The organism is Marinithermus hydrothermalis DSM 14884 (genome assembly GCF_000195335.1).
Classification (GTDB): domain Bacteria; phylum Deinococcota; class Deinococci; order Deinococcales; family Marinithermaceae; genus Marinithermus; species Marinithermus hydrothermalis.
Window position 1 is genome coordinate 896,972 of sequence record NC_015387.1, and the last position, 26,613, is coordinate 923,584.

Sequence of the window (26,613 nt, forward strand, 5' to 3'; positions counted from 1 at the left end):
CCTGTATTCTAAGGACGTATGAGCCCACTTCACGTTCGCGCCAACCCTTCCGACATCGCTCCTTTTGTATTGTTGCCCGGGGATCCGGGGCGGGCGGAGTACATCGCTCAGAACTTCCTCGAGAACCCGCGCCCGTACAACACGTACCGCTCCCTCCTCGGGTTTACCGGTACCTATAAGGGGGTCCCGGTCTCCGTGCAAACCACCGGCATGGGCTGCCCCTCCACCGCGATCGTCGCGGAGGAACTCGTTCAACTCGGGGCTAAGGTTCTCGTGCGGGTGGGGACGTGCGGTGCGGTGGATGAGCGCTTGGCCGCGGGGGATCTCGTCATCGTACAAGGGGCCGTGCCGCTCGACGGCACCACCCGCCAGTACCTGGAGGGCCGCCCCTACGCACCCGTGCCGAGCTACGAGGTGCTCGAGGCCCTGGTGGATGCGGCTAGGACGGCGAAGGTGCCGCACCACGTGGGGCTCATCGCTACGGAGGACGCGTTCTACGCCACCACACCTGAGGAAGCGCGGGCGTGGAGTCGGTTTGGCGTGATGGCGTTCGAGATGGAGGCCGCGACGCTGTTCTTGATTGGGCAGATGCGCGGCGTGCGCACGGGCACGCTGCTGGTGGTATCGAACCAGATCGGGGACAGCGAGTTCGTGGCCCAGGAGATCCTGCAACGAGGCGTGGATCGCATGGTGCGCACCGCCCTCGAGGCGTTTGTTCGCTTAAAGGAGGTAGTGTGATGGCGGAGCACGAGCACGAGTACGTTCTAGAGGTCCCGGAGTTCGAGCACCTGCGCTACGAGGTCGAGGACGGCATCGCCCTCGTGACCCTGGCGCGCCCTAAGGCGCTGAATGCGCTTTCCGGGGAGGTGCTGCGCGAGCTAGCGGAGGTCGTGGAGGTGATCCACCAGGACCCCGAGGTCCGCGCGGTGATCTTCACCGGGGAGGGCAAGGCGTTCGTGGCGGGAGCGGACATCAGCGAGATCGCCGCGCTTTCCGACGTGTTCGTCTCGCGCGAGTACAGCCTGTTGGGTCAGGAGGTCATGAACGCCGTGGCCGCCCTGCCGGTCCCCACGATCGCCGCGATCAACGGGTACGCCCTCGGGGGCGGGCTCGAGCTCGCCCTGGCCTGTGATTTGCGCGTGGCCTCCGTGAAGGCGAAGCTGGGGCTGCCTGAGGTGGGGCTGGGGCTGATCCCGGGGTTTGGCGGGACCCAGCGCCTGCCGCGCCTGATCGGCCAGGGCCGGGCGCTGGACCTGATCCTGACCGGCCGCCACGTCTCTGCGGAGGAGGCCTTGCAGCTGGGGCTCGTGAACCGGGTGGCGGAGGACGCCCTCGAGGCCGCGAAGGACCTCGCCCGCACCATCTTGAAGAACGGTCCGGTCGCGCTCGCGCTCGCGAAGGAGGCCGTGGCGCGCGGTGCGGACGTACCGCTCGCGGAAGCCTTGGAGATCGAGGCGGATTTGTTCGGGCTGGCCTGCAGCACGCAGGACATGCGCGAGGGGACGCGGGCCTTCCTGGAAAAACGCGCGCCGGAGTTCAAGGGGGAGTGAGTTGGCGAACCGCTTGATTCACGTCGCGAGTCCCCGCGCCAAGCTGTACGTCGAGGCGGACCATTCGATCCGCAAGGGGTTGGCGGACTACCCCAAAGCCCTCAGGGCGTGACTCATGTAAAAAAGTCGGTTGACTCAAAACTTGCACTTATGCACCCTGGGGATACCTATGCGCCAGGACCACTTGAAAGGGGCCGCTGGTTTCCCGTCTGATGACGGGTGCCATGACCCAAGCGGCCCTGTCCCTACTTTGGACCCTCCTGGCCCTTTTGCCAAGCCCCCACCTCCAGGAATCCCTCAAGGCCCTGCTCTTGCTCCTCCTCCACGGCCACGGCAAGGCCAGACCCCAGCACAGCCAGGTCAAGTCCCCCTCCGCCCTCTCTCGCTTCCTCAACCGCTACCCCTGGCCCACCCGCGCTCTCATCCGCCTGGCAAGAAAAGAGGCCGAGAAAGCCCTGGACCGGGCCAGAAAGAAAAAAGGCCCCAAGCCCCGTCTCCTGGTGGTCCTGGACCTAGTCACTCTGGAGAAGCGGGGCCGTTTCCAGGCCCTGCCCCTCTCCTTTTTTCACGGCAAGTGGGGACTCCATCTGGTGGTCCTCTACCTCGTCTACGGAGACCTCCGCATCCCTTGGGCCTACCGCCTCTGGCGGGGCAAGGGGGAGAAGGCCCTCTCCCGCCTGGCCCTAAGCCTCCTGGCCTCTCTGCCCCCCTGGATGCGCCGGGCCTTCCGGATACGGGTGGCCGCGGATGCGGCCTTTGGCACCACCCGGTTCCTTTTCGGGGTGAAGCGGTTGGGTTTTGAAGCGGTGGTGGGGATGCGGCGGGACCGGAGGCTGCGGGAAGGGGGGAGGCTTGGGGACCTCAGGCGGCAGGGGAGCCGGGTCTACCTTTGGGGGCTTTCCTTCCCGGTCTGGGTGGCCTGGTACCGCTACCCCCTGCCCCAAGGGGGCTGGGAGTGGCGGTACGTGGTGGCCACCTTTCCCGCCACGCCCCGGACGGCGCTCACTTGGGGAAAGAGGCGGTTTGCCATAGAGCACTTCTTCCGCGCCGCGAAAAGCGAGTTCTCCCTGGGGCAGTTTGGGCAGCGGACGGCTTTGGGGGTGCACCGTTTTCTGGTGCTTTCCCTTCTGGCCTACCTGTTGGCCCACTGGGTGGGCATGGAGGGGGAAGGAAGCTGGCGGGAGGCCAGGGAGCGGGCGGCGCGGGTTCTCTTGCCTGAGCTCGTGGTGCAGGTCGCCCTGCGGGAGCTCTATGCCCTGGGTCTCTGGCCGCCGGGGGGAGGGGGTGAAGGTTTATGCGGGATATGCGGGAGGTGCAAGTTTTGAGTTGACCCTTTTATCCTCCCCACCAGGGGCCTCCACCAGCACTCTGGGGAAAGAGTTCCCGTAAGCCTTTCCCAGGGGCTCTTTTCCCCAATCCGCCGATGCCGCATCCGGTAAAGCCCCACCATCAACCAGGATTCCCCCACCTCCAGGCTCCGCAACACCCTCCGCCTGCGCCGCCGCCACAATCGCCCATGCCCTACCTCCGCCACGTTGTTTGTCCAAGGAGGCGGTACCTCGGCCCCCCAAGCCTCCTGCAACCCCTCCCAAGCCCGCACCCAGCCCTCCAAGGCCTTACCCCACCGGGGCAGAAGCTCCTTCCAAAAGAACGCCTCCCTCTCCCCAGGCCCAAGCCCCCGCAGCACCCTCAGACCCTCCCGTATCTCCCCCCACGCCTTCCGGTCCACCTTGGCCCGTACCTCCCGCATCAGGTGGAAAGCGCACCGGGCCCAAAGCAGCCTCCGCCCCAACCAGCCCAACGCCTCCCCTACCTCCTGCGCCCCGTCCGAAACCACCCCCAGCCTTGGAGGTAACCTCCAAAGGAGCTCCCGCACCCGCTCGTAACGCCGCCGATGGCCAAGGTCTCCCCACAGCGGGCAACCCGTCCAAGCCTCAAAGTAAAGGTACCCGTACCCCTTGGGGCCCCGGCCAAAGGCCCATTCATCCACACTCCCCCAGTACACCCGCCCTCGGAGAAGACGGTTCTCCCGCTGAAGGAGCCGTTTGGCCCTGGCCCCCGCGGACCTGAGCCAGCGGAGGCGGGTGGGACGGGTGAGGGGGAAGCCCAGGTTCTTGGCGAGATCGTTTTGGACGCTTTCAGGGGCGCGATGGCTTGCGAGGATGAGGAAGTGCTCCTGGATGGAGATCGCGTACCAGCGGCTTCTAGGGCAGTCCTCCGGGTAGAGAGCTCGTTTCTGGCGCTTGCATTGGGCGCAGCGGATCCGTTTGACTCTGACTTCCTGGATGCCCCGAAAGGTGCGCAGCTTGCGTCTGCGGTAGCCCCCGCTCTCCTCACGGGTGGCTCCGCAGTGGGGACAGGGTACGATGGAGCTCGGGGAGTCCTCAGTCGGCTTCATGGCAGAACCAGACTAAGGGCTCCCCTCTTACTCAACCGAGTTTTTTACATGACCCCAGGGCGTACGAACTGCTTTCCGAGGATCCGGAGGCCCGGGGGCACTGGGATATGGCCAACTACATCACGGTCCGCAAGCTGGGGTACAACGACCACGGGCGCGTGCACGCCCTGCTTACCGGCGCGGCTTCCGTGGCCATCCTCCAGCTTTTGGTGGGGGCGGGGGTTAAACCGGACACCGTCGAGGCGGGGATCGGGGACCTGGACGACGCGTTCTTGGTGGTCCTCCTCTCCACCATGCTGCACGACATCGGCAACCAGGTGCACCGCGAGCACCACGAGGCCTTCGGGGTCACGCTCGCCCTACCCATCCTGAACCGGATCCTCGAGGCGATCTACGACGATCCCGAGCAGCGGGTGGAGCTACGGGCGATGATGCTCCACTCGATCTACAGCCACGACCTGAACCCGGACCCCCTCACGATCGAGGCTGGGGTGACCGCGGTAGCGGACGGAACGGACATCACCAAGGGGCGCGGCCGCAAGGCGTTCGCGTTGGGATCGATCGATATCCACTCCATCTCCGCGCTCGCGGTGGACGAGGTCATGATCCTCGAGGGTAAGGAAACCCCTGTGGAGATCCGCGTCCTCATGAACAACTCCGCGGGCATCTTCCAGGTGGAGGAGACCCTGACCAAGAAGGTGTTGCGGAGCCCCATCCGGGACTACGTCACGGTGATCGCGACCACGAACCCCGAGTCCGAACACGACCAGCGGATCATCCAGCGGGTGCGCCTCCACGAGACCGAGGACCGATTCGTTTTGGATAACCAGTCATGATGGAAGACTTTTGGATCAAGGTTGCCGGCATCGTGCTCGTCGACCTTGTGCTTGCAGGGGATAACGCTGTCGTTATCGGCATGGCTGTGCGAAACCTACCGGCCAGCCTGCGCCGCCAGGCCATCCTGGTAGGGACGCTCGGTGCCGTGGGGTTGCGCGTGGCCTTCACGATTCTGGCCGCGTTGCTGTTGAACGTGCCCCTGCTCCGCGCGATCGGCGGGGTCACGCTCTTTTGGATCGCGGCCAAGCTCCTCATGGAGGATCACGGGGAGGCCAGCAGACTCAGCGAGAACGTCAACGGCTTCTGGCAGGCCGTGACGCTCATCGTCGTGGCAGACATCACCCTAAGCTTGGACAACGTTCTCGCGGTTGCGGGCGCTGCGGAAGGGCACCTGGGGCTTTTGGTCTTCGGGTTGGCCCTCTCGATCCCCATCCTGATGCTGGGTTCGGCGTGGATCGCAGGGCTGCTCAACCGCTGGCCCTGGCTGAACCTCTTGGGCGCGCTCGTGATCGTGTGGGCCGGCGCGCGGCTCGTGGCGCACGACCCGCGTGTGCACGCGGTATGGCCCGTCGCGGATTGGCAGGTCTTCCTTTTGGGCCTGGGCATGATGCTCCTCTTCATGCGCGGGAACCTCAAGGGGTTAAAACGCTCCCTCGGCCTCAGCTAAATGAGCGCCTGGCGTGGGTTAATCCTCCCACGCCAGGTCCTCCAGGTACGCCTCGAGCTCCTCGAGCCGCACATGGTACGTGCCGCGCGTGCCTTCCACGAGGCCGGCCTGGCGCAGCATGCTCAGGGTATGCGTGACCGTGACGCGCGTGGTGCCCGCCAGGGCCGCGAGGTCCTCCTGACGGAGCTCGCTTTCGATCCGGTACCACCCCGCCTCGGCGGGTTTGCCGAAACGCTGCGCGAGCCAAACCAGAACCCGACCCAACCGCACCGCGACCGGAGCGGTCGCGGCCTCGAGTTGGTCCTCCAGATGCTCAAGTCGTTGCGCTAGGGCCCCGCAAAGGCTCAGGGAGACGTTCGGTAGCTCCTTAGCGACCCGAATGAACTGCTCGCGGTTCACCGGGCAGATCCGGACCTCGTCGTTTAGGCACACGGCTTCCGCGTGGTACTGGGCGTTCGCATCGAGAAAGTTTGCGCCGAGAATATCGCCTGGGCCAACCAGGTACAGGATGCGCTCCTGCCCGCGCTCCGTGAGCCGGCTGACCTTAAGGGTGCCGTCCAGCACGATGACCAGCTCCTGGCAGGGGTCTCCCGGCCGAAAAATCGCCTCCCCCCGCCGGTAGGTGCGCGGCGGGCAAATCGTACCCATGCGAATTTTTTCTTCCTCGGTGAGCCGCTCGAGGAACCCAGGCTGCGGAATGAACCAGGGCATAGGACCTCCTTTACTTCAAGGCCGAGATGTACGGCACCTTCTTAGTATACGGGCCGTGCGCGGTGGGAGTAGGATGAAGGAACCATGCGCTTTCGAGACCGGGATGACGCGGCGTTGCGCCTCGCGGCCTTGCTCGAGCCGCTGGACCTCGAGCATCCGGTCGTGCTCGGGATCCCGCGCGGCGGGGTGGTGGTGGCGGACCGGCTAGCGGAGGTGTTGGGCGGGACGATGGACGTCGTACTGGTTCGGAAGCTCGGCGCGCCGGGGAACCCGGAGTTTGCCCTCGGGGCGGTTACGGAGGAGGGGGATATCGTGCAGCAACCGTACGCGGAACGCTTCGCCAGTCCCGCGTACCTCCGGGCGGAGGTCGCGCGTCAGCTCGAGGTGCTCCGCGAGCGGGCCCGCCGCTACCGCGCCGTGCGGCCTAAGGTGCCCCTTAAGGATCGAGACGTGGTGCTGGTGGACGACGGGGTGGCGACCGGAAGCACCCTGGAGGCCGCGCACCTCGCGCTGCAAAAGCAGGGACCGGCGCGCGTGGTGATGGCTGCGCCGGTGGCGAGCCCGGAGGCCGCGGGGCGGTTAGGGGCGCAGGGGGAGTGGGTTGCGGTCCTAATCCCGGCGGACTTCACGGCTGTGGGGGCGTACTACGAGTCGTTTGACCAGGTGACGGACGAGGAGGTCGTCGCGCGTCTTTCCCGCTGGGGTGCGAGGGAAGCGTAGAATAGAGGCATGAACCCGGGCGTGATCCGTCAAGCGGCGAACGTTGAGGCGCGCCCCGTGGATCGGGGGGAGCGCGCCTTCATCCAGGTGCTGCTCGGTCCGGAGGACGGGGTGCCGCACTTCGTAACTCGGAAGTTCACGATCCTCCCTGGCGGGCGCATCCCCAAGCACAAGCACCCCACGCTCGAGCACGAGCAGTACGTGCTTTCCGGGCGGATGCGGCTTGGTATCGGGGACGAGGTGCACGAGGTGGGGGCGGGCCAGGCGGTGTATATTCCCGCGGACACCCCGCACTGGTACGAGAACATCGGTGCGGAACCGGTTGAGTTCCTTTGCGTGATCCCCAAGACGAGCCATTACGCCACGGAGTGGCTCGAGGACGAGGGATAACCCTTGGGGTATGGGGCACCAGAGCCCCGCCGGTGAGGCGGGGCGTAAACGGGGGCGTCCCTTTACTGGGAGCCCCCTTGTGCGTTGAGGGCGGTTGCGATGGCTAGGCCCGGGCCTCCTGGCGCTGGAACACCACGTACCCGATCGCGAACAGCAGGATCACGGCGGCGATGAGGCCCGCAAGGTGTGGCCAGATGAGCAGGAGACTCTGCGAGAGGGGTAGCGGGCTTCCTAGCACGGCCCCCTGGAGCTGCGAGAAGAAGACGGGGCCTAGGGCGCGCACCGAGGGGTTGAGAAGGACCAGTACGATCTCGCCGTAGAGGGTGTTGGGGGAGATACGGGCCAGGGCCTGAAGAAGCTGCGCTTGCGCGAGCTGCTCCTGGGGAAGCCCGTACTCGATCGGGCGGAGGGCGCCGGCGATGAGCTGGGCGAGAATGTCCCAGAACACCGCGAAGAACAGCCAGACCGAGAGCGCGGCGAGCGCGGCGGTGGCGGGCTGGCGGAAGAGCACCGAGAACAGCATGGCGAGTCCGAGCCACACGCCGGCGAAGGCTAGGGTGGCGAGGAGGAACAAGAGCCCGCGGCCGACCTCCTCCCCGCCCGGGGGTAGGCCTAGGAAGAGGATGCCCATCCCCGTCACGACGAGCCACAAGGCCACGAGGAGGATGGCGAGGGTGCCGAGCCCTGCGAGGAACTTCCCGGCGAGGAGCGCGTCGCGGTAGATGGGCTGGGAGAGGATGCGGCCGAGGGTGTGTCGGGCGTGCTCGCTGTTGATCGCGTCGAACCCCAAGGCGATGGCGGTAAGGGGGATCAGGAAGCCCAAAAAGGCGACGAAAGAAGGAATCGGGTCCTGGGCGGTGGTGAAGAGCTTTAGGAAAACGAACGGGTCCTCCGCGACGGTGGCCCGCAGGGCGCTTGTGGCCGCGTAGACGGTGCCGAGCGCCGTGAGGAGGATCAGGACCTCCAGGATGCGCATGCGGGTGCTCGAGAGCTGATCCGCGAGCTCCTTGGCCAGGATGGCCCACAACCCGGTCCACGGGGATCCCTTACGCCTCATGCCGCACCTCCTGGAAGTAGCGGGTGTACACCTCGTCCAGGCTGGGCTCCTCGATGCTCAGCTCGAGCAGCCGCCCCCCCGCTTGGACAACGCGCTCAGCGGCCTCAGGGCGCAGGTCGTGCTCGGCCTCGAGGGTGTACACGCCGTTCGAGGCGCGCTGCACACGCACCACGCCGGGCAGCTGGGCGAGGTGCGGTTCGAGGTTGGGCCCTTCGGCGTGCAGGTGGATGCGCCAGGCGCCGCCGAGCACCCGTTGGGCCAGTTCGGGAACGGTGCCTTCCAGCACCAGGCGGCCTTGGTGGAAGAGGCCCACGCGGTCGCAGATGGCCTGGACCTGGTGTAGGAGGTGGGAGGAGAGCAGCACGGTGATCCCCTCGTGCTTAAGGGAGGCGATGAGGTCCAGGAACTGGTGGGCCGCTTCGGGGTCGAGACCCAGGGTGGGTTCGTCCAGGATTGCGATCTGGGGACGCTTGAGGAGCACGTCCGCCAGGCCGAGCCGCTGACGCATCCCGCGGGAGAAGGCCGCGACGGGACGGTCCGCGACCGCGGCTAGCCCCATGCGTTCCAGTACCTCCTCGATCCGCTGCTGGGCCTCGGCGCGGGGGATGCCGTTGAGCTTCGCGGTGTACATGAGGTTCTCCCGCGCGGTGAGCTCCACGTAGAACCCTACCGAGTCCGGCAGGTACCCCACGCGGCGCTTGACCTCGAGGGGTTCCCGGGCGGGGTCGAGACCGAGCACGCGCACCGTGCCCCGCGTGGGTTCGGTTAGGCCCAGAAGCATCAGGATGGTGGTGGTTTTTCCAGAGCCGTTGGGGCCGAGCAGGCCGTAGACCTCCCCGGCGTGGACGCGGAGGTTCAGGTTATCCACCGCGACCACCCGGCCGTAGCGTTTGGTCAGGCCTTGGGTTTCGATGACCGCTTCTTTCATCGCCGTCCGAACCGGGCTACCGAGAAGCCAACCACGCCAAGCGCCACGGCAATCAAGCCGACGCCGATGATCCCCCAGGACGTCGAGGTGAGCACCGTGACGCGGAAGTCCACCGAGTCCGAGACCCCCTCGCCGCTAGCGCGCAGGGTCACCATGTAATCCCCGGCGAGCGAGCGGGTGGAGGGCTTGATCTTGGCGGTGACCTCCACCGTCTCGCCCGGGGGGATTTCCGGGATCTCCTTTGGCTCAAAGCTCACCTCCCAACCAGAGGGCTCGAAGGCGGTGAGCTTCACCTCTCGCGCGGGGGCGGTGCCTTGGTTGCGCACCACGAGCTTAATGGGGGTCTCCTGGCCTGCGGTGGCCCGGCCGGAGAGCCGGCCTTCGGGGGTGCTCAGGCTGATCCGGGGTCGGCCGGTGACCTCGAGGGTGAGGGGCACCTCCGCCGTGGCCTCGCCCGCGCTGGCCCGCACCCGGACGGTGTAGGTGTCCGCCGGGACCTGGGGCGGGAGGTCCACCTCGATGTCCAGCCGGCGCGACTCGCCCGCTTTGACGGGAAGGCTCGTGACCTCCTGGCTGCCGAAGGCGGGCTTGAAGCTCACCTGGAAGCCCTCGGGGGCGAGGGCCTCGAGGTTCACCAGGAGGTCCTGGTCGCTCTCGTTCTTGAGGGTGGCGCGGTAGCGGAAGTTGGTGGTCGGCGTGCCCTTGAGCACCGGCAGCTCGACCTCAAGGTTGAGCTGGGGTGGCAGGACCTCGCCGAGAGTGAGCGTGATGGGCAGTGTGCTGCGGGCGCCGTTTCCTATGGCCTCTACCGCGAAGCGGTAGGTGCCGGGCGTGGCGTTTGCGGGCGGCTCGAGCTTGAGGCTGACCTCTGCCGTGCCGTCGGGCTCAAGGAAGACCGCTTCGATCGGGCGCCCGTTGCCTAGGAGAGTGGCCTTCCAGCCGTCCGGGATTGTGGTGATGCGGAGGGTGACGGTCTGGGGGGGAAGGCCGTAGCTCTTGACCGTGAGTGGGAGGGTGATGCTCTTGTCGATCCTCACGGTCTGGGCAGGGTAAGGGGTGGAGAGGGAGAGCCCCTTGTAGTTTTGAGCGAAGGCTATGCCCAATGCCACGGTTAGGAGCCACACGTGTCGCAGCATGTCGCCACCTCCGTGAGGACGTGTTGTTAACCGGATCTAATTTTATCAAGTGGCAGGGCTCCTGGTCAAGAAAATTTACGCTTCGTGGAGCGAAATCTTAATTGTTAGTATACAAAAAGATTTTCATTAGAAGAATAAGAAATCTTAGTCATTCGTTAGAAAACACGGCCACGTGCCGCGCGGCATACCCCGCGCGGCACGCCAACGTCCCTCCTTAGGGTAGGGCCATGGAGACGTACTTGACCTCGAGAAACTCCTCCAGCCCCCACTTGCCGCCCTCGCGGCCCACGCCGGAGTACTTCATCCCGCCGAAGGGGGCTTGCGGGGTGGAGGGCACCCCGTCGTTCACGCCTACGATGCCGTACTCGAGCGCTTCCGCCACGCGCCAGGCACGGCTGAGGTCGCGCGTCCAGACGTACGCCGCGAGGCCATATGGCGCGCGGTTCGCGTACTGGATGGCCTCCGACTCGTCCTCAAAGGCGAGGATCGGCGCGACGGGACCAAAGGTCTCCTCCTGCAGGATGCGGGCCTCGGGGGCCACGTCCACCAGGACCGTGGGGTGGAAGGTCAAACCTTCGACCTGCCCGCCCGCCACGACCCGCGCCCCGCGCTTGCGGGCGTCCTCGACGTGCGCTTGCACCTTCTCCAAAGCGCGCTCGTCCACCAGCGGACCGACCTCGGTGTCCTCCTCGAGGGGGTTCCCGACCTTCATCCGGCGCACCCGCGCCGCGTACGCCTCGGCGAAGGCGTCCTTGATGCGTGCGTGCACGTACAGCCGGTTCGCCGCCACGCAGGACTGGCCGATGTTGCGGAACTTCGCGATCATCGCTTGTTCGACGGCCTTCTCGATGTCGGCGTCCTCGAAGATCAGAAACGGGGCGTGCCCCCCAAGCTCGAGAGAGACGCGCTTCATGGTACGGGCGGCTTTTTCGTAGAGGAGCTTACCGACCTCGGTCGACCCGGTGAAGGTCAGTTTGCGGATGCGTTCGTCGGAGATCAGCACCTCGGAGAGGGGAACGGGGTCTTGGGCGGGTAGGACCTGGAGCGTGCCCGGCGGGCCCCCGGCCTCCTCCCAGAGCTTGGCGAGGTACAAAGCGGTCAAGGGGGACTGCTCGGCGGGCTTGAGGATGACGGTACACCCCGCCGCGAGGGCGGGCGCGGCCTTGCGCGTGATCATCGCCGCGGGGAAGTTCCACGGGGTGATGGCGAACACCGGGCCTACAGGCTGCTTCAGCGCGAGCAGGCGCTTGTGGGGGAACTGGCTGGGCACAACTTCCCCGTAGACGCGCTTGGCCTCCTCGGCGTACCACTCCACGAACCCCGCCGCGTACCGCACCTCGGCGCGCGCCTCCCGGAGGGGCTTGCCCATCTCCAGGGTCATGGTGCGGGCTAGGCCCTCAGCGTGCTGCATCATGAGCTCGTACCAGCGACGCAGCACCGCCGCCCGCTCGTACGCCGTGGCTTGCTTCCAGGCGGCGAAGGCCTCCACCGCGGCGTCCGCGGCGCGCCTGGCCTCCTCAGGCCCACAGTCGGCGACCTGGGCGATCACCTGGCGGTCGATCGGGGTGCGCACCTCAAAGGTCCTCCCGGTCTCGAGCCAGCTACCGGCGATAAAGGCTTGCGTAGGAGCTTCCACCTGCGACACGCTATCCCTCCTTCCCTTCCAGCATAGCCGCGAGTTGCACGGGTGTGTTCGAGGTAATCTGGTCGGCCCCGGCCTCGAGGAGGGCCGTGAGCGTCCGGCGCGCTTCGGGCTCCGAGGCGTTCAGCGTCCACACGTCCACCACGGTCCCTGGCCGGTAAGCGTGGATGAACGCCACCGGGTTGAACCCGTCCGCGAGGGCTTTGAGGACGAACTCCTTGCGAAGGTAGAACTCCACAGCGCTGGGGAGTAGGGACACCAGGGCCTCGACGCGGTCCCGCAGGTACGCTGCTGCGGACAGGAGGCGGCGGTACCCAAGAGGGTGGTCGTCCAGGTACCCGTAGGCGTTGACCCGCATGGGCAGGCGCACGAGGGATTCGACCGGAACGTCCAGGTGGTACGCGAAATCAAACCCTAAAAGGAGTTCGGGATCCAACCGGCGCAGGAGGCGCAGGTTCCAGTCTCCCAAGCACCCTACCACCACCCGAAGGTGCGCGTTCTCCCTGAGGGGAGCGATCGCTTCTAAAAGAGCGATCGCTGCCGTTTGGGGTAATGGCAAGAGCTCCTTGAGGTCGATCTGCACCTTAAGGGAGCGTTGCACTCCCTTCAAGACGGCCACCACCTCCGCCAGCGTGGCCGGCGGCTCATCCGTGCCCCGCAGGCGAAGGGCTTTAAACTCCTGCTGCGTTACGCGCGCTAGCGGCCCCACCCCCGTGGTCTCGCGCTCCAGGGTGAGGTCATGGTTCAGCACGTACGCCCCGTCCTCGGTGCGGTTCACGTCGAACTCGATGACCGCCGCGCCCCCCTCCAGCACGTACGCGAGCGCCGAGAGGGAGTTAGGGGGGTGGGGGTGGGTTCCGCTCAAGAGCCGGTGGTATTTAAGCCAAGCAGCGCGGCCCTTGTAGGTGAGGTGGGTGGGCAAGGTCATTTAGGGCCCCACCCGCCTCCCCGCGGCATCAAAGAAGTGCACGTGCCGCCGATCGTACCCCAGCCGCACCTCCGCGCCGACCCCCGGGCGTGTGCCTGGCGGGACCAACGCCTTGAACGCCGCGTTCCCAGGGAGCTCCAGGGTCACCAGGGCCTCGCGGCCCAGCGGCTCGACCACCCGCACCCGCGCGGGCACATCCCCCTCCAAGCGGACGTCCTCCGGGCGAATACCGAGGTACCCGGGTCCCGTGGGGTGCCCTGGAGGTACGGGAATGCGCAGCTCCTCCTTGAGGAACCACCCGTCCTCGAACCGGCCCTCGAGCAGGTTCATGGGTGGATGCCCCACGAACCGCGCGACGAAGGTGTTGACGGGGCGGCGGTACAGCTCGTCCGGGGGAGCGAACTGTTGCAGCTCCCCCATGGAGAAGACGGCGATGCGGTCGGCCATGGCGAGCGCTTCGGCCTGATCGTGCGTGACCAGGATGCTGGTCACCCCGAGCTCCTGCTGCAACCGGCGGATCTCGCTGCGCGCCTGGAGCCGGATCTGGGCGTCCAGGTTGGAAAGCGGCTCGTCCAGCAAGAGAACCTGGGGTTCCTTAACCAGGGCCCTGGCGAGCGCCGCGCGCTGCTGCTGTCCCCCCGAGACCTGCGCCGGGCGCCGCTCGAGGACGTGCCCGATCCCCAAAAGCTCCGCGGTCTGGCGCACCTTCCGCTCCACCTCGGACGCGGGCACCCGTTTAAGCCGGAGCGGGAAGGCGATGTTTTCGAACAGGGTCAGGTGCGGGTACAAGGCATACGACTGAAAGACCATGCCCACGTCCCGGTCCCGGGGGTGCAGGTGGTCCACGCGGCGGTCGCCGAAGTAGATCTCGCCCTCCGTGGGCCGGTAGATCCCAGCGATCATGAGGAGGGTGGTGGTCTTGCCGCAGCCCGAGGGGCCCAAAAAGGCGATGAGCTCACCGGCCTGGACCTCGAGGTCGAAGCGCTTCAGGGCGACGACCTTGCCGAACCGCTTGGAGAGCCCGTTTAAGCGTACGTTCACGCCCTTCATCCCTTGATTCCTCCGGAGTAGAGGTTGAGCAGGTACCGCTGGCCGAGGATGAAGAAAAGCACGACCGGAAGCGCGTAGAACAGGCCCACCGCCGCGACCAGCCCGAAGTCCGTGAAGGACTCACCCAAGAAGCTCTGCAGGTACAGGGCGAGGGTCCAGCGCTGCCCCGAGACGATCAGGGTGAAGGGCAGGATGAACTCGCCCCACGCGGAGAGCAGGGCGAAGGTGCTCAACGCGAGGAGGCCCGGGCGCACCATCGGCAGGGCGATGCGCCAGAACAAGGTCCAGCGCGAGGCGCCGTCTACGAGGGCGGCCATCTCCATCTCCCAGGAGAGGTTGTCGAAAAACCCTTTCATCAGCCAGATCCCTAGGGGCAGCTCGAGGGCGGCCTTGACCAGGATCACGCCGGTGAGCGTGTCGAAAAGGCCGAGGACCCGGAGAATGTAGAAGATCGCGATGATCAAGCTGATGGCGGGGAAGGCGTGCAGCACCAGGATGAGGCCCAGGTACACGGTTCGGCCGGGGAAGTTCAGGCGGGAGATCGCGTAGGCCGCCATGGAGGCCACCAGTACCTCGATGAACGCGACGGTTCCGGCGAAGAGCAGCGAGTTCCCTAACGCGATCCAGATCGAGGGGCGGCCGTTGATCGAGGGCTCCCACAGGAACCGCCAGTTGTCCAGCGAAAGGGGTTCGACGGGGATCAGGCCGTGCACCCGTTCGAATGAAGCGGTGAGGAAGAGCCAGAGAAGGCCTGTGGCGATGGGGAGGCTGAGGGCAGCGAGGAGCAGCAGCACGAGGCGCCAGCGTGGGGGGAGGAGGGGCATCAGTTCACCTCCACTTTGGGTTCGGTGACGAGGGTGCGGAAGTTAAAGAGGCGCAGGTAGAGGAGCGAGACGACCACGCCGATCACCACCAGCACCGCGGCCATCGCGGCTCCGAGGCCGAACTCGACGTTGCCGAAATAGTTGGACAGGGCGAGCTTGTAGGCGTGCAAGGACCAGACGGTGGTGGTGTAGAACCCGGGGCCGCCGTCGGTGAGCAGCAGGATGTATTCGAACGAGGTGAGGAGCGAGAGGGTCTGGTACGCCGTGACGAACAGGATCGGCCACCGCAACAGGGGCAGCACCACCCGGCGCACCGTCTGCCAGGTGGTGGCCCCGTCCACCGCGGCGGCGTAGAAGAGGTCGGTGGGGATGGACCGGATGGCTGAGGTGAAGATCAGCATGCCGAACGAGGCGCCCACCAGCCCGTTGGCCAGCACGATGACGTTCCAGGGCTCCGCGGAGATCCAGTTGCGCGAGACTCCCGTGAGATCGCTCAATAGGCCGTAAGGCGCTTCCCGCATCAAGCCTTGCCAGACGAAGACGTACACGACCGGGGGGATGATGCGGGGCAGCAGCCACAGGGCGCGGAACGGATCCCCATACCGTTCGGGTACGAGCGAGGAGAGCAAGGCCAGCACCAGGCCCATCCCCACGTTGAAGAGCAGCGTGAACCCCACGTACCGGGCGGTGTTGAGGAGGATCTTGTCCATGAAGGGGTCCTGGAGGAGGTCGCGGTAGTTCTGCAACCCCACCCAGCTCGGATCGCGGAAGGTGATGGTCGAGATGTCCGTCATGGACAGGAGGATCGTGGCGACCACCGGAATCAGGAAGAACAGGGTGATGAGGACCGTAGCCGGCAAGAGGAACAACAGGGGGGACGCGTACCGCCTCACAGGACCCCTCCCTCGCTTACTCGATGATCACCTGATCCCTCAGGAGCCGCTGCATCTCCGCCGCGACCACCTCAACGGCTTCCTCAGGCGAGAGGTCACCCGACTCGACCGCGGAAACCCCCCGGAAGAAGCTGTCCTGCCACTTGGAGAGGTCGGCGTGCGCGGGCTGGAAGGTGGTGAAGTTCAAGAGGTAGCTGACCTCCCGCGTAAACCGGTCGTCCAGGGTTTCCGGGGTGGTCTTCAGGATCGGCAGGTGCCCCGAGCCGACCGCGTGCTTACCGTCGAGTTCAGGCACGGTCGTGTAGGCCAACAGGCGCACCACGATCTCCTTGTTGGGCGAGTTCGCCGAGACCATGTAGGCCTGCGGGTTTGAGAGCGTGATGGGCTTTCCGCCCTTCTTATAGGAGGGGTGCGGCGCGAAGCCAAAGTTTTCGAAGAGCCACTCCTGACCGCCCTTGTCCGCGACCCACTGCTGGTCCCACTCCGCCCAGTTCCACGTCCCACCAGAGAAGAAGAGCACCTTGCCGTCCGTGATGTTCTGGTGGAACCGATCCCAGTTCCCGTCGAGGCGATCGCGCTCGAGCACCCCGCTGTCCACGGCTTCCTTCAACCAGCGGAAGTAGCGGAGCGCGGCCTCCTTGGTAAAGACCAGCTTGCCGGTCTCCGGGTCAAACGCCCGCCCGCCGAAGGACCGGTACCACTGGATGAAGTCCGGGCCGTTCTTGGGCCGGTGGTAGTACCCCTTGCCGGGCTCGATCACGCCCTTCTCCAGGGCTTCTTGCGCGGTTTTGAGCACGTCATCCCAGGTAAACTCCCCGTTCGTGATCCGCTCGGGGAGGCTCGCGATCTCCGCGTCGCTCCAACCGAGTTGCTTCAAGAGCGTCTTGTTGAAGTAGAGGGGGCGGGCCTCGGTGTCCTGGGGGATCCCCCAGATCTGGCCCTGGAAGCGCACCGAATCCCACAGGGTGGGGATCACGTCCTCGAACTGGGCGTACTTGGGGATGTACTCGTCGAGCGGCGCGATAAACCCTGCGGCGGCCCAGGTCGCGCTCAGCGCGGCCGAGGCCTGCACGATGTCCGGCGCTTGGTTGCTCTGGAAGGCGAGCAGCACGCGGCGCAGGTAGGGATCCCAGTCGGTGGTGTCGAAAAAGCCCTCCACCTTAACGCGGAAGTCCGCCCCTTCCTTCGCGAGGTCGGCGTTCAGGCGCTCCGCCGCCTCCTGCAGGTTCGTGAAGCGGGTGATCGAAGGATCGTCCGGCCCGATCGTCCACGCCTGGATCGTGATCGTCCGCTGGGCGTAGGCCAGGCCGAGCAGAACCGCTAGAATGCCAAGCAACCACTTAACCCTCATCTCCTACCTCCTTTCCCACAACCAACCCGAGCCCAGCACCCTGGCTCGAGCAGAGGGGCCCCATACGACAACCGGCTCATACCGTTACCTCGCGCTTGGAAGCGGACGGCGCGACCTCAGCGAGGGTGTACTCGAGCCCCCGCGCGCGCAGCGCCGCTAAAAACTCCGCCGGGGCGCGCGTGTCCGTGATGAGGTGGTGAACCTCCTCCAAGGCCGCGAACCGCGCCAGGGTGGCGTGCCCCAGCTTGCTGGAGTCCGCAAGCACAAAAACCCGTTCCGCAGCGTGCAGCATCGCGCGTTTGGCCTCGGCCTCGGTGGGGTTGGGGGTGGTGCACCCCTTCTCGAGCGAGACTCCGGTAGCCCCAAGGAAGGCCTTGTCCACGTGGTAGTCCTCGAGGGTCCGTACCGTGGCTGGCCCGATCAGCGCGAGGCTGTGGGGCCGCACCTGCCCGCCCGCGAGGAGGAGTTCCCAGCGGGTCTCCGCGAGCTCCAGGGTGACCGGGACCGAGTTCGTAATCACGTACAGCGAGCGAAAGCGGGACTTCATTAACCGAGCCAAAAGCAGCGTCGTGGTTCCGGCATCCAGAATGATTGAGTCCCCCTCGTCGATGTGCTCGAGCGCCGCGCGGGCGATGGCGCGTTTCTCCGCTTGCCGCAGGTACAGCTTTTCTCGGAACGAGGGGTTGAACAGGCTCTTGTGCGTGTAGGTCGCGCCCCCGTGGGTGCGTTGCAGCAGGCCGCGGGCCTCGAGCTCGGCGAGATCCTTGCGGATCGTGACCTGGCTGACGCCGAACCGTTCGGCGAGGGTCTCGACCCGGACCGAGCCGTGCTGTTCTAAAAGCCGGATGATCTGGCTGCGCCGCTCTTCCGCGCGCACGCTTCCTCCTCTTCGTTAGGGCTTGCCTATAGGTATTGTAATGGGTTGGCCCGCCCAGTCCTCCCGCATCCACGCCCAGTCAGGGTCGTCCTTGGGGGGTGTGGCGCGTGCCTCGTCCAGCAGCTCGCCCGCGAGGTAGTTGAGGTAGTACACGTTCGAGCCGGGCGGGGCCGCGACCGGGTGGTATCCTTCCGGGACCAGGATCAGGTCCCCGTCCCGGGCGAGCAGGCACTCGTCCAGGTCGGTGTCCTTCGTGTAGTTGCGGTGGATCGCGAACCCGTGCTTGGGTGTGATCTTGTAGTAGTAGGTCTCCTCCAGGTACGCCGATCCCATGCGACCGTCGTGCCGGTGCGGGGGCCAGCCGGACCAGAACCCGGAGGGGGTGTAGACCTCGAAGAGGATCAGGCGTTCCGCGGGCAGGTGCGGCCCCAGCACGTGGTTGACTTGGCGGGTGGCGTTCGCCCCGCCGCGGATCTCGACCTTCATCTCCTCGGGCTTAAAGCAGCGCAAAGGGTACCGGCCCCGTGCGGGCGCCCCGCCCAACGCGCACTCGAACGCGGTCTGGGCTTCGATCCGGTAGCGCGTGCCGGGCGGCAGGTACAGGACGTGCGGCAACTCGGCGAACACGCTCCGGCGCTCGAGGAGGAACTGTTCGCCGTTCGCCTCGATCCTTGCGGTACCCGCAAGGGGCACCAAGGCAACCTCGTGCCCAGCGGTCTCCTCAGCGTACGCCTCGCCGGTCTCGAGGCGCACGGCCTTGAACCACAGGTACCGCCAGCCGGCCTGCTGGGGCGTGACCTCCACCAGCACGCCGCGGTTCTTCTGGGGACGGATATGGCGCCTCATTGGATCTCCTCCACGCGTACCGGACGGCCTTCCTTTAAGCTCCGTGTCGCCGCGAGCCCGAGCCGGAGGGCCTCGAGGGCGTCCTCGGGGCCGGGGGTGGGGGGGTGGCCCGCGGCGACGGCGTGGAAGAAGGCCTCGAGCTCCAGCCGGTACGCCTCCTTGAAGCGGTCCATGAAGAAGAAGTAGTGGTCCGCGTGGTACCCCCCCTCGCGGAAGTGGTAGAGCGGAGTCTTGGGCAGGGCCTCGATCACGAGCTTGCCGCGTTCCCCGAAGACCTCAACGCGGATGTCGTACCCGTACACCGCGCGGCGCGAGTTCTCGACGACGCCGAGGGCGCCGTTCGCGAAGCGCAGCAGGGTAAGGGCGGTGTCCACGTCGCCGAGTTCGGCGATGCGCGGATCCACCCGCACCGCGCCCCAGCTCTGGACCTCGAGGACCTCACCGACCAAAAACCGCGCGGTGTCGAACTCGTGGATGGCCTGGTCCAGGAAGAGGCCGCCGGAGGCTTTGAGGTACTCGAGGGAGGGCGGGGCGGGGTCGCGCCCTACCGCACGGAACTGCTCGATCTCGCCGATCACCCCGTCGTCGATCTGGTCTCGGGCCGTGGCGTACCCGGGGTCGTAGCGGCGCTGGAACCCGATCTGGAACGGCACCCCGGCCGTACGGACCGCTTCGAGGACGCGCCGGGTCTGGGCGAGCTCGAGGGCGACCGGCTTCTCGCAGAAGATGGCCTTGCCCGCTTGGGCCGCGGCCTCGATGAGGGGGGCGTGGGTGGGGGTGGGGGTGGCGATCACCACCACCTCGACGGCGGGGTCCAGGATCGCGGCCTCGGGCTCGGGGTAGGTGCGCTCCGCGCGCGCGAGGCGCTGCGCGGCCCTTGCGGCCTCGGGGTCGGGGTCCGCAACCGCGACCACGCGCGCCGTGGGGAGGCCCGCGAGGTTCTTGGCGTGCTCGCGGCCCATGCGTCCTGCGCCTAGCAATGCCGTCCCGAAGGTCTTCATCGCACCTCCTCCAGGACCCGCTGGGCGATTTTTGGGGGCGAGAGGCCGTGTTGCTCCAAGAGGAACTCGTTCGGGGCGGACTCGCCGAACACGTCTTGGATGCCGATGCGGACCACGCGCTTGGGGTTGTGCGCGGAGAGGACCTCGGCGACGAGGCCGCCGAGCCCCCCGTAGACGTTGTGCTCCTCGGTGGTCACGACGAGCGCCGCCTCACCCACGGCCTCCACCAGCTCCGTTTCGTTCAGCGGCTTGATCGAGCCCACGTGGAGGACGGTCGCGTGGACGCCTTCCTTCTTGAGGAGCCGGGCCGCCTCGAGGGTCCGCGGGGTTTGGACCCCGGTCGAGACGAGCGCGACGTCGGCGCCTTCCTTGAGCCGGATCACGCGGCCGGGTTCGAAGACGTAATCCTCCTTGAAGAGGACCGGGCTGGGGTCGCGCGCGAGCCGCAGGTAGACCGGGCCAATGTACGCGGTGGCCCAGTGCATCATGGCCCGGGCCTCCACCGCGTCCGCTGGGGCGAGGACCACCATCTCCGGCATGGCCCGCACGATCGCGAGGTCCTCCACGTCCTGGTGGGTCTTGCCGGTGTACCCGGTGAGAAGCCCCGCGTAGGCCGCGCCGATCTTGACGTTGGCGTGGGTTTGCGCGACCAGCATGCGCAACGGGTCCGCGGCGCGGTGGGTCAAAAAGACCGCGAAGGAGCTGATCCAAGGGATCAAGCCCAGCGTGCTGAGCCCTGCCGCCGCCCCCATGAGGTTCTGCTCGGCGATGCCCATCTCGAGGAAACGCTCGGGGTAGGCCACCTCGAACTTGTCGGCCTTGGTGGAGTTCGCGAGGTCCCCGTCCATCACGACGAGGTTGGGGTACTGCGCGCCGAGCTCGACCAGGGTTTCGCCGAAGACCTCGCGCAGCGCTTGGGTCTTCACGCCAGAGCCTCCTCTCCCTCGATGCCGAGTTCCTTGCGGGCTTGCTCGAGCTCTTCCCTGGTGGGTACTTTCGAGTGCCAGGCGTGCTTGCCTTCGGTGAACGAGAGCCCCTTGCCCTTGATGGTGTGCGCCACGATCACGGTGGGCACCCCTTCCGCGGCGGCTGCGCGGGCCTCGGTGCACGCCGCGATGATCTGGTCGAAGGCGTGCCCGTCGATCTCCCGCACCCGCCAGCCGAAGGCCTGGAAGATCTGGCGGGGGTCCGCGTCGTCCCAGGGGTCGCGGCGGTCCCCGCGGCCTTGGCCGCGCCAGCCGTACTGCTGCAGACCGTTCCAGTCGAGAAGGGCGGTGAGGTTGCCGAGACGGTACTTCCGTGCGGTGTTGACCGCCTCCCAGACCATGCCTTCCTGGATCTCACCGTCCCCGAGCATCACGAAGGTGTGGAAGGTCTTGCCCTTGAGTTTGGCGCCAAGGGCGATACCCACGCCGAAGGAAAGCCCTTGCCCGAGGGAGCCGGTGGAGGCGTCCAATCCCGGAAGGCGCGTCATGTCCGGGTGGCCTTGGAGGCGGGAATTGCCTTTGTCGAAGGTGGCCAGCTCCTCCAGGGGGAAGTACCCGCGGAGGGCCATCACCACGTACAGCCCGATCGCGGAGTGCCCCTTGGAGAGGATGAACCGATCCCGGTCCTCCCAAAGGGGGTCCTCGGGGCGGATGTTCAGCACGTTGAAGTACAGGGCGATCAGCATCTCCATGGCGGACAGGGGCCCGCCGATATGCCCGGCCCCGCTGTGGTGCACCGTCTTGAGCACCAGGTACCGTCCCTTGCGGGCCAGGGCCTCCAGGTCCGCGTAGGCTTTCACGCTTCCACCTCCTCGAGTTTCTCCAGCACGGCGCGGGTCACCTCGCCCGTACGGGCGGTGCCGCCGAGGTCGGGGGTCAATACCCGGCCCTCGGCGGTGACCGCCTCGACGGCCTGCATGAGCGCGCGGGCCGCCGCTGCCTCGCCGAGGAACTCGAGCATCAGCCCGACCGCCCAGTAAGTCGCGATGGGGTTCGCGATGCCTTGGCCGGCGATGTCCGGCGCGCTGCCGTGCACGGGCTCGAAGAGCGAGGGGTAAGTGCGCTCGGGGTTCAGGTTCGCGCTCGCGGGCAGGCCGAGGCTGCCCTGGAGCGCGCCCGCGAGGTCGGTGAGGAGATCCCCGATGAGGTTCGAGGCCACCACCACGTCCAGCCGTGTGGGGTCCCGCACCAGCATGGCCGCGAGGGCGTCCGCGTGGTAACGGGTGACCTCGACGTCCGGGTACTCGCGCGCCACTTCCGCCACCACCTCGTCCCACATCACGAAGGCGTACTGCATCGCGTTGGACTTGGTGGCGTTCGCGAGCCTCTTTTGGCGTTTTATGGCGAGGTCGAAGGCGTACCGCACCGCGCGTTCCACGCCTTTTCGGGTAAAGACCGTGGTCTGCAGGGCCACCTCGTCCGGCGTGCCCTGGCGAAGCCGCCCCCCGGCGCCGGCGTACTCGCCCTCCGAGTTCTCCCGCACGAACACGATATCGAACGCCGGGTTCCCCTTGAGGGGGGTGGGCAGACCCGGAAGGGGCCGGGCCGGCCGCAGGTTGATGTAGAGGTCGAACCGTTGGCGCAAGGGCACGAGCAGCCCCCGGAGCGAGACGTGGTCCGGCACGCGCCGGGGGTCCCCCACCGCGCCGAGCAGGATCGCGTCGTGCTGCTTCAGGGCCTCGAACGCCGCCTCGGGCATCATGGTGCCGTGCTCGAGGTAGTACGCGCAGGAGTAGGGGTAGTCGGTGATCTGGAGGTCGAACCCGAACCACGCGGCGAGGGCCTCGAGGACCCGCACCCCTTCGGGAATGACCTCGGTGCCGATCCCGTCCCCGGGGATCAAGCCGATGCTATAGGGCACGCAGCACCTCCTCGAGGTACGCCCGGTTCTTCCGGGCCACCTCCGTGGGGTCATCGGGCGTGGTGTCCTGCTCGAGAACGAGCCACCCGGCGTACCCGTGCGCTTTGAGGGCGGCGACGATCTCGGGGATCCGGGCGATGCCTTGGCCGAGCGGGGCGAAGACGTAGCGCCGCAGGGCTTCGGAGAAGTCGTACCCCGCGCGCCGGGCTTCCTCAAGGACCCGCCCGTTCACGTCCTTGAGGTGAACGTACGCCACGCGCTTGCCGTAGCGGGCGAGCATCGCCGGCACCTCCCCGCCGCCGTAGACGAGGTGGCCGGTGTCCAGGCACCAACCGACCAGGTCCGGGTCGGTCTGCTCCAAAAGCCGCGCGGTCTCCTCGGGGGTCTCCACGTAGGTGCCCGCGTGGTTGTGGAAGACGAGGCGCATGCCGAGCGCTTGGAGCCGCTCCCCGAGCGCGTGCAGCCCCTCGGTGAGGCTGCGCCACTGGGCTTCGGACAGGCCCAGCTCGGGCGTGACGCGCCCCGCATAGCGCTGGCGTTGGGCGTCCCCGGAGTCCGCGGCCACCAGGTACCGCGCGCCCAAGGCGCGGAGGAAGCGGGCCTGGACGAGGGCGCGTTCGAGCTCCTCCTCGCGTTTGGTGGGGGTGCGGAGCTCGAGGCCCACGAACGCACCGAGGAGGACGAGGCCGCGGTCCGCGAGGTCGCGCTCGAGCCGTTTGGGGTCGGTGGGGAGGCTGGTGGACCACTCGGTGGCCTTGTACCCCGCCCGGACGATCTCGTCCAGGATCCTGGGGTATGGGGTCCAGGGGCGGTAGTCCCGCACGTCCTCGTTGTTCCAGTTGATGGGGGCGGTTGCGAGCTTCATGCTTCCCCCGGCGGGCTGAAGTACGGGCGCTGCTTGCGCCGGCCTTCCTCGTAGGCCTTGCGGGCCGCCTGGACGGCGGGCTGGCCGGTGGTCTCGGCGACGGGCACGTCCCACCACCCCTCGAAGTTCGGGACGGGGTCCTCCAGATGTACGGGCGCCACCACGACCTTAACCCCGGGGGTGTTTCGGGCCTCGGCCAGCGCGGCCTCGAGGGCGTTGAGGGTGGGTGCATGGTAGGCGCGGGCGCCCATGGCCTCGGCGTGCTTAACGTAATCGATCGCGACGGGGGGGCCATCGGTGCGGCCGGAGGCGGGGTTCCGGTGGCGCAGCTCGTTGTTGAAGGAGGGGGAGCCGCAGCTCATCTGCAGGCCGCGGATCGAACCGAACCCGTGGTTGTCCACCAGCACCACGGTGAGGTCGAGCCCTTCCGCGACCGCAGTAATGATCTCGGAGTTCATCATGAGGTAGCTGCCGTCCCCGATCATCACCACGACCTCCCGGCCGGGTTCCGCGAGCTTGACCCCGAGCCCCGCGGGGATCTCGTACCCCATGCAGGAGTACCCGTACTCGAGGTGGTACGCCTTGGGGTCCTCGGGCCGCCAGAGCTTTAAGAGGTCGCCCGGGAGGCTGCCCGCGGCGCAGATGACGGTGGCGTGCCCGCCGAAGGCCGCATTTACTGCGCCGATCACCTCGGCTTGCACCAGGTAGTCGCGGTGCTTGGGGGCGCGGAGCTGGGCGACGGTCTCGTCCCACGCGCGTTTGAGGCGGTGGACCTCCTCGCGGTACGCGGCCGGGGTGCCCGCGTACCCTGCGGCCTCGAGGGCCGCATGCAGCGCGGCGAGGCCGCGCTTGGCGTCCGCCACGAGGGGCAGCGCGCCGAGCTTGTGGCTGTCCATGGGGACGACGTTGAGGCCGATGAACCGCACCTCGGGGTGCTGGAACGCGGTTTTGGAGGCGGTGACGAAATCCCCGAGCCGGGTGCCGATCGCGAGGACGAGGTCGGCTTCGCGCGCGAGCCGGTTGGCCGCGAGGCCGCCGTTGGCCCCGACGGGGCCGACGTTCATCGGGTGGTTCCAGGGGAGGGCGCCCTTGCCGGCCTGGGACTCCGCGACGGGGATGCCGAAGGCCTCGGCGAAGCGGGCGAGCTCTTGGGTAGCCTCCGCGTAGATCGTGCCCCCGCCGGTGAGGATCAGGGGGCGCTGGGCTTTTTGGAGGAGGGCCACGGCCTCGGCCAGCGCCTCTGGTTCCGGGGCGGGGCGGCGCACGCGCCACACGCGCCGTTCGAAGAAGGCCGCGGGCCAGTCGTAGGCTTCGGCCTGTACGTCTTCGGGCAGGGCGATCGTGACCGCGCCGGTCTCCGCGGGGTCGGTCAGGACACGCATCGCCTCGGGAAGGGCCGAGAGGAGCTGCTCGGGGCGCGTGATCCGCGTGAAGAACCGGCTGACGGGCCGAAAGGCGTCGTTCACGCTGACGTCGTGCTCGATGGGGTGCTCGAGCTGCTGCAGGACGGGGTCGGGGATGCGGTTCGCGAAGTAGTCCGAGGGCAGCAGCAGGACCGGGAGGCGGTTGATCGTGGCGCCGGCCGCGGCGGTGATCATGTTCGTCGCGCCGGGCCCGATCGAGCTGGTGCAGGCGAAGGTCGAGAGCCGGTTGGTGTGCTTGGCGTACGCGGCGGCGAGGTGCACCATGGCCTGCTCGTTCTGGGGGCGGTAGGTGGGCAGCTCGAGGGCCGTCCCGAGCTCCTCCAGGGCCTGGCCGAGCCCGGCGACGTTCCCGTGGCCGAAGATGCCCCACACGCCCCGGATCAGCCGGTGCGTTTGCCCGTCCCGTTCGCTGTACTGTGCGGCCAAGAACTTGACGAGGGCCTGGCCTACCGTGAGTCGTTCGGTCTTCACAGGGCACCCCCAAACGCCGGCACCGTAACGGTGCGGCCGGTCTCTAGGCTGTGCTGGGCGGCGAGCGCGAGCCGGAGGGTGTACCAGCTGTCGCGCGGGGTGGGGGAGAGCGGTTGCTCGGCGCGCACGCCCTGGACGAACGCGGCGAGTTCCGCCGCGTACGCGTCGCGGAAACGCTCCTCGAATCCCGAGGGGCGGGGGAAGTGACCGCCATTTGGGTCGTACACGTTCAGATCGGGGTACCGGTCCGTCTCGATGTGGACCCGTCCCTTCTCGCCCACCACTTCGGTGCGGATCTCGTACCCGTAGGCGTTGTACCAGGAGGTCTCGAGCGTTCCGACCGCGCCGTTTTCGAAGCGAAAGATCGCGACGGCCGTGTCCGCCAGGCCGTGCGCGGCCAGCTCGGGAACGGCGTGCCCGCCGAACGCTCGGACCTCCTGCACCTCCCCCACGAGCCACCGGGCCACGTCCAGATCGTGGATGCCCATGTCCACCAGCACGCCGCCGCTGTCCTTTAGGAACTCGAGCGCTGGGGGGCCGGCGTCCCGCCCCACGCCGCGGAAGCTCAGGACGCGCCCGAGCCTTCCGCTCTCGAGGAGGGCCTTGGCCTTGCGGTAGGCCGGGTCGTAGCGCCGTTGGAACCCCACCTGGGCGGGCACGCCGGTTCGCTCGACGGCGGCGACCAGGCGGCGGCCGGCCTCGAGGCTCTGCGCGAGGGGTTTCTCTACGAACACGGCCTTGCCCGCCATGGCCAGGGCCTCCACCACTTCGGCGTGCGTGGGGGTGGGGGTGGTGAGGAGGGCCGCTGCGATCTCGGGGTCCTCGAGGACGTCCTCGAGGTGCGGGGTGGCTCGCGCGCCGAGGCGTTCGGCGAGGCGGGCGGCGCGCGTTTCGCGGGGATCCACGACCTTCAGGACGCGGCAGTCCGCGAGGCCGGCGAGGACGCGGGCGTGCACGGTCCCCATGCGGCCCGCGCCGATCAGGGCGAGGGGCAGTTTAGCCTGCATGCCCTGCCTCCCGAGGGGGAAGGGGGCGGCGTGGGGTGCGGGTTGGGGGGTGGGGGGATGTCAGAACGGCCCTCCCTTCCAGCTGGGGCCACGCGCAGGGGAGCTGCGCTGGCGTAGCGCGAACCGCGCGGTTTCCGGATGCGTATGCACTCAGTATAGGCCTAGGAGTTTCGTTTTGTCAATGTTCGTAAAT

At 67.4% G+C, this 26,613-nt stretch carries 25 protein-coding genes and 2 pseudogenes; 8 read left to right on the plus strand and 19 right to left on the minus strand.

The features are described 5' to 3' along the window. Window positions 1-18: 18 nt before the first annotated feature. The 6 genes and pseudogenes from MARKY_RS04640 (at window position 19) to MARKY_RS04660 (ending at window position 5,452) form a co-directional block, all read left to right on the plus strand. Entirely contained in the window at window positions 19-738 is a 720-nt protein-coding gene (locus MARKY_RS04640; protein WP_013703718.1) for a phosphorylase family protein, read from the plus strand. Continuing rightward, window positions 738-1,550: an enoyl-CoA hydratase/isomerase family protein gene (locus MARKY_RS04645; RefSeq protein ID WP_013703719.1), complete on the plus strand. Its 813-nt coding sequence runs from the start codon at window positions 738-740 to the stop codon at window positions 1,548-1,550. The genes MARKY_RS04640 and MARKY_RS04645 overlap by 1 nt, the downstream gene beginning before the upstream one ends. A gap of 1 nt (window position 1,551) precedes the next feature. Then, window positions 1,552-1,659: pseudogene (locus MARKY_RS12250) on the plus strand (phosphohydrolase); the annotation flags it as partial. 115 nt (window positions 1,660-1,774) lie between these two features. Then, on the plus strand, window positions 1,775-2,875 hold the full coding sequence (locus MARKY_RS04650) for a transposase (protein WP_013703168.1): 1,101 nt from the start codon (window positions 1,775-1,777) through the stop codon (window positions 2,873-2,875). Between the two features lie 1,129 nt (window positions 2,876-4,004). Next, a pseudogene (locus MARKY_RS04655) lies at window positions 4,005-4,784 on the plus strand (phosphohydrolase); the annotation flags it as partial. After that, entirely contained in the window at window positions 4,781-5,452 is a 672-nt protein-coding gene (locus tag MARKY_RS04660) for a TerC family protein (protein WP_013703720.1), read from the plus strand. The pseudogene MARKY_RS04655 and the gene MARKY_RS04660, both read left to right, overlap by 4 nt. Window positions 5,453-5,470: 18 nt before the next feature. Here MARKY_RS04660 and MARKY_RS04665 read toward each other — a convergent pair whose 3' ends face one another. Continuing rightward, entirely contained in the window at window positions 5,471-6,163 is a 693-nt protein-coding gene (locus MARKY_RS04665; RefSeq protein WP_013703721.1) for a Crp/Fnr family transcriptional regulator, read from the minus strand. Window positions 6,164-6,247: 84 nt separating this feature from the next. Between MARKY_RS04665 and MARKY_RS04670 the strand changes: the two genes are divergently transcribed. Together MARKY_RS04670 and MARKY_RS04675 are read left to right on the plus strand one after the other, a co-directional pair. Continuing rightward, entirely contained in the window at window positions 6,248-6,883 is a 636-nt protein-coding gene (locus tag MARKY_RS04670; RefSeq protein ID WP_013703722.1) for a phosphoribosyltransferase, read from the plus strand. A 9-nt stretch (window positions 6,884-6,892) separates the two neighbouring features. Beyond that, complete coding sequence (locus MARKY_RS04675) at window positions 6,893-7,273, plus strand: cupin domain-containing protein (protein ID WP_013703723.1); 381 nt, start codon at window positions 6,893-6,895, stop codon at window positions 7,271-7,273. A 103-nt stretch (window positions 7,274-7,376) separates the two neighbouring features. On the opposite strand, the gene MARKY_RS04680 is transcribed toward MARKY_RS04675, so the two are convergent. The 18 genes from MARKY_RS04680 to MARKY_RS04765 form a co-directional block, all read right to left on the minus strand. Beyond that, a complete protein-coding gene (locus MARKY_RS04680) occupies window positions 7,377-8,330 on the minus strand; it encodes an ABC transporter permease (RefSeq protein WP_013703724.1) in 954 nt (317 codons plus the stop codon). Then, window positions 8,320-9,258, minus strand: coding sequence for an ABC transporter ATP-binding protein (locus MARKY_RS04685; RefSeq protein WP_013703725.1), 939 nt, complete (start codon window positions 9,256-9,258; stop codon window positions 8,320-8,322). The genes MARKY_RS04680 and MARKY_RS04685 overlap by 11 nt, the downstream gene beginning before the upstream one ends. Then, a complete protein-coding gene (locus MARKY_RS04690; RefSeq protein WP_013703726.1) occupies window positions 9,255-10,394 on the minus strand; it encodes an NEW3 domain-containing protein in 1,140 nt (379 codons plus the stop codon). The genes MARKY_RS04685 and MARKY_RS04690 overlap by 4 nt, the downstream gene beginning before the upstream one ends. A 214-nt stretch (window positions 10,395-10,608) precedes the next feature. Further along, the gene (locus tag MARKY_RS04695; protein ID WP_013703727.1) at window positions 10,609-12,039 is read right to left on the minus strand and encodes an NAD-dependent succinate-semialdehyde dehydrogenase; all 1,431 of its coding nucleotides are present in this window, start codon (window positions 12,037-12,039) and stop codon (window positions 10,609-10,611) included. A gap of 1 nt (window position 12,040) precedes the next feature. Beyond that, window positions 12,041-12,964: a glycerophosphodiester phosphodiesterase gene (locus MARKY_RS04700; RefSeq protein WP_013703728.1), complete on the minus strand. Its 924-nt coding sequence runs from the start codon at window positions 12,962-12,964 to the stop codon at window positions 12,041-12,043. Then, the gene (locus MARKY_RS04705) at window positions 12,965-14,014 is read right to left on the minus strand and encodes an ABC transporter ATP-binding protein (protein WP_013703729.1); all 1,050 of its coding nucleotides are present in this window, start codon (window positions 14,012-14,014) and stop codon (window positions 12,965-12,967) included. Continuing rightward, on the minus strand, window positions 14,011-14,838 hold the full coding sequence (locus tag MARKY_RS04710) for a carbohydrate ABC transporter permease (RefSeq protein WP_013703730.1): 828 nt from the start codon (window positions 14,836-14,838) through the stop codon (window positions 14,011-14,013). The genes MARKY_RS04705 and MARKY_RS04710 overlap by 4 nt, the downstream gene beginning before the upstream one ends. Next, on the minus strand, window positions 14,838-15,731 hold the full coding sequence (locus tag MARKY_RS04715; RefSeq protein WP_013703731.1) for a carbohydrate ABC transporter permease: 894 nt from the start codon (window positions 15,729-15,731) through the stop codon (window positions 14,838-14,840). Before MARKY_RS04715 ends, MARKY_RS04710 begins: the two co-directional genes overlap by 1 nt. Window positions 15,732-15,747: 16 nt before the next feature. Continuing rightward, window positions 15,748-17,082, minus strand: coding sequence for an ABC transporter substrate-binding protein (locus MARKY_RS04720; protein ID WP_013703732.1), 1,335 nt, complete (start codon window positions 17,080-17,082; stop codon window positions 15,748-15,750). Between the two features lie 76 nt (window positions 17,083-17,158). Then, on the minus strand, window positions 17,159-17,959 hold the full coding sequence (locus MARKY_RS04725; protein ID WP_013703733.1) for a DeoR/GlpR family DNA-binding transcription regulator: 801 nt from the start codon (window positions 17,957-17,959) through the stop codon (window positions 17,159-17,161). A gap of 15 nt (window positions 17,960-17,974) precedes the next feature. Then, window positions 17,975-18,805, minus strand: a complete 831-nt coding sequence (iolB, locus tag MARKY_RS04730; RefSeq protein WP_013703734.1) for a 5-deoxy-glucuronate isomerase — start codon at window positions 18,803-18,805, stop codon at window positions 17,975-17,977. After that, window positions 18,802-19,806 carry an inositol 2-dehydrogenase gene (iolG, locus tag MARKY_RS04735; RefSeq protein ID WP_013703735.1) on the minus strand — a complete coding sequence of 335 codons (1,005 nt, stop codon included), beginning with the start codon at window positions 19,804-19,806 and terminating at the stop codon, window positions 18,802-18,804. Before iolG ends, iolB begins: the two co-directional genes overlap by 4 nt. Continuing rightward, window positions 19,803-20,732, minus strand: coding sequence for a transketolase family protein (locus MARKY_RS04740; RefSeq protein ID WP_013703736.1), 930 nt, complete (start codon window positions 20,730-20,732; stop codon window positions 19,803-19,805). The genes iolG and MARKY_RS04740 overlap by 4 nt, the downstream gene beginning before the upstream one ends. Continuing rightward, window positions 20,729-21,592 carry a transketolase gene (locus tag MARKY_RS04745; protein WP_013703737.1) on the minus strand — a complete coding sequence of 288 codons (864 nt, stop codon included), beginning with the start codon at window positions 21,590-21,592 and terminating at the stop codon, window positions 20,729-20,731. The genes MARKY_RS04740 and MARKY_RS04745 overlap by 4 nt, the downstream gene beginning before the upstream one ends. Next, window positions 21,589-22,653, minus strand: coding sequence for a tartrate dehydrogenase (locus MARKY_RS04750; protein WP_013703738.1), 1,065 nt, complete (start codon window positions 22,651-22,653; stop codon window positions 21,589-21,591). Before MARKY_RS04750 ends, MARKY_RS04745 begins: the two co-directional genes overlap by 4 nt. Beyond that, window positions 22,643-23,518: a TIM barrel protein gene (locus MARKY_RS04755; protein WP_013703739.1), complete on the minus strand. Its 876-nt coding sequence runs from the start codon at window positions 23,516-23,518 to the stop codon at window positions 22,643-22,645. Before MARKY_RS04755 ends, MARKY_RS04750 begins: the two co-directional genes overlap by 11 nt. After that, window positions 23,515-25,413, minus strand: a complete 1,899-nt coding sequence (gene iolD / locus MARKY_RS04760) for a 3D-(3,5/4)-trihydroxycyclohexane-1,2-dione acylhydrolase (decyclizing) (protein ID WP_013703740.1) — start codon at window positions 25,411-25,413, stop codon at window positions 23,515-23,517. Before iolD ends, MARKY_RS04755 begins: the two co-directional genes overlap by 4 nt. Further along, entirely contained in the window at window positions 25,410-26,420 is a 1,011-nt protein-coding gene (locus MARKY_RS04765) for a Gfo/Idh/MocA family protein (protein ID WP_013703741.1), read from the minus strand. The genes iolD and MARKY_RS04765 overlap by 4 nt, the downstream gene beginning before the upstream one ends. Between the last annotated feature and the right edge of the window lie 193 nt (window positions 26,421-26,613).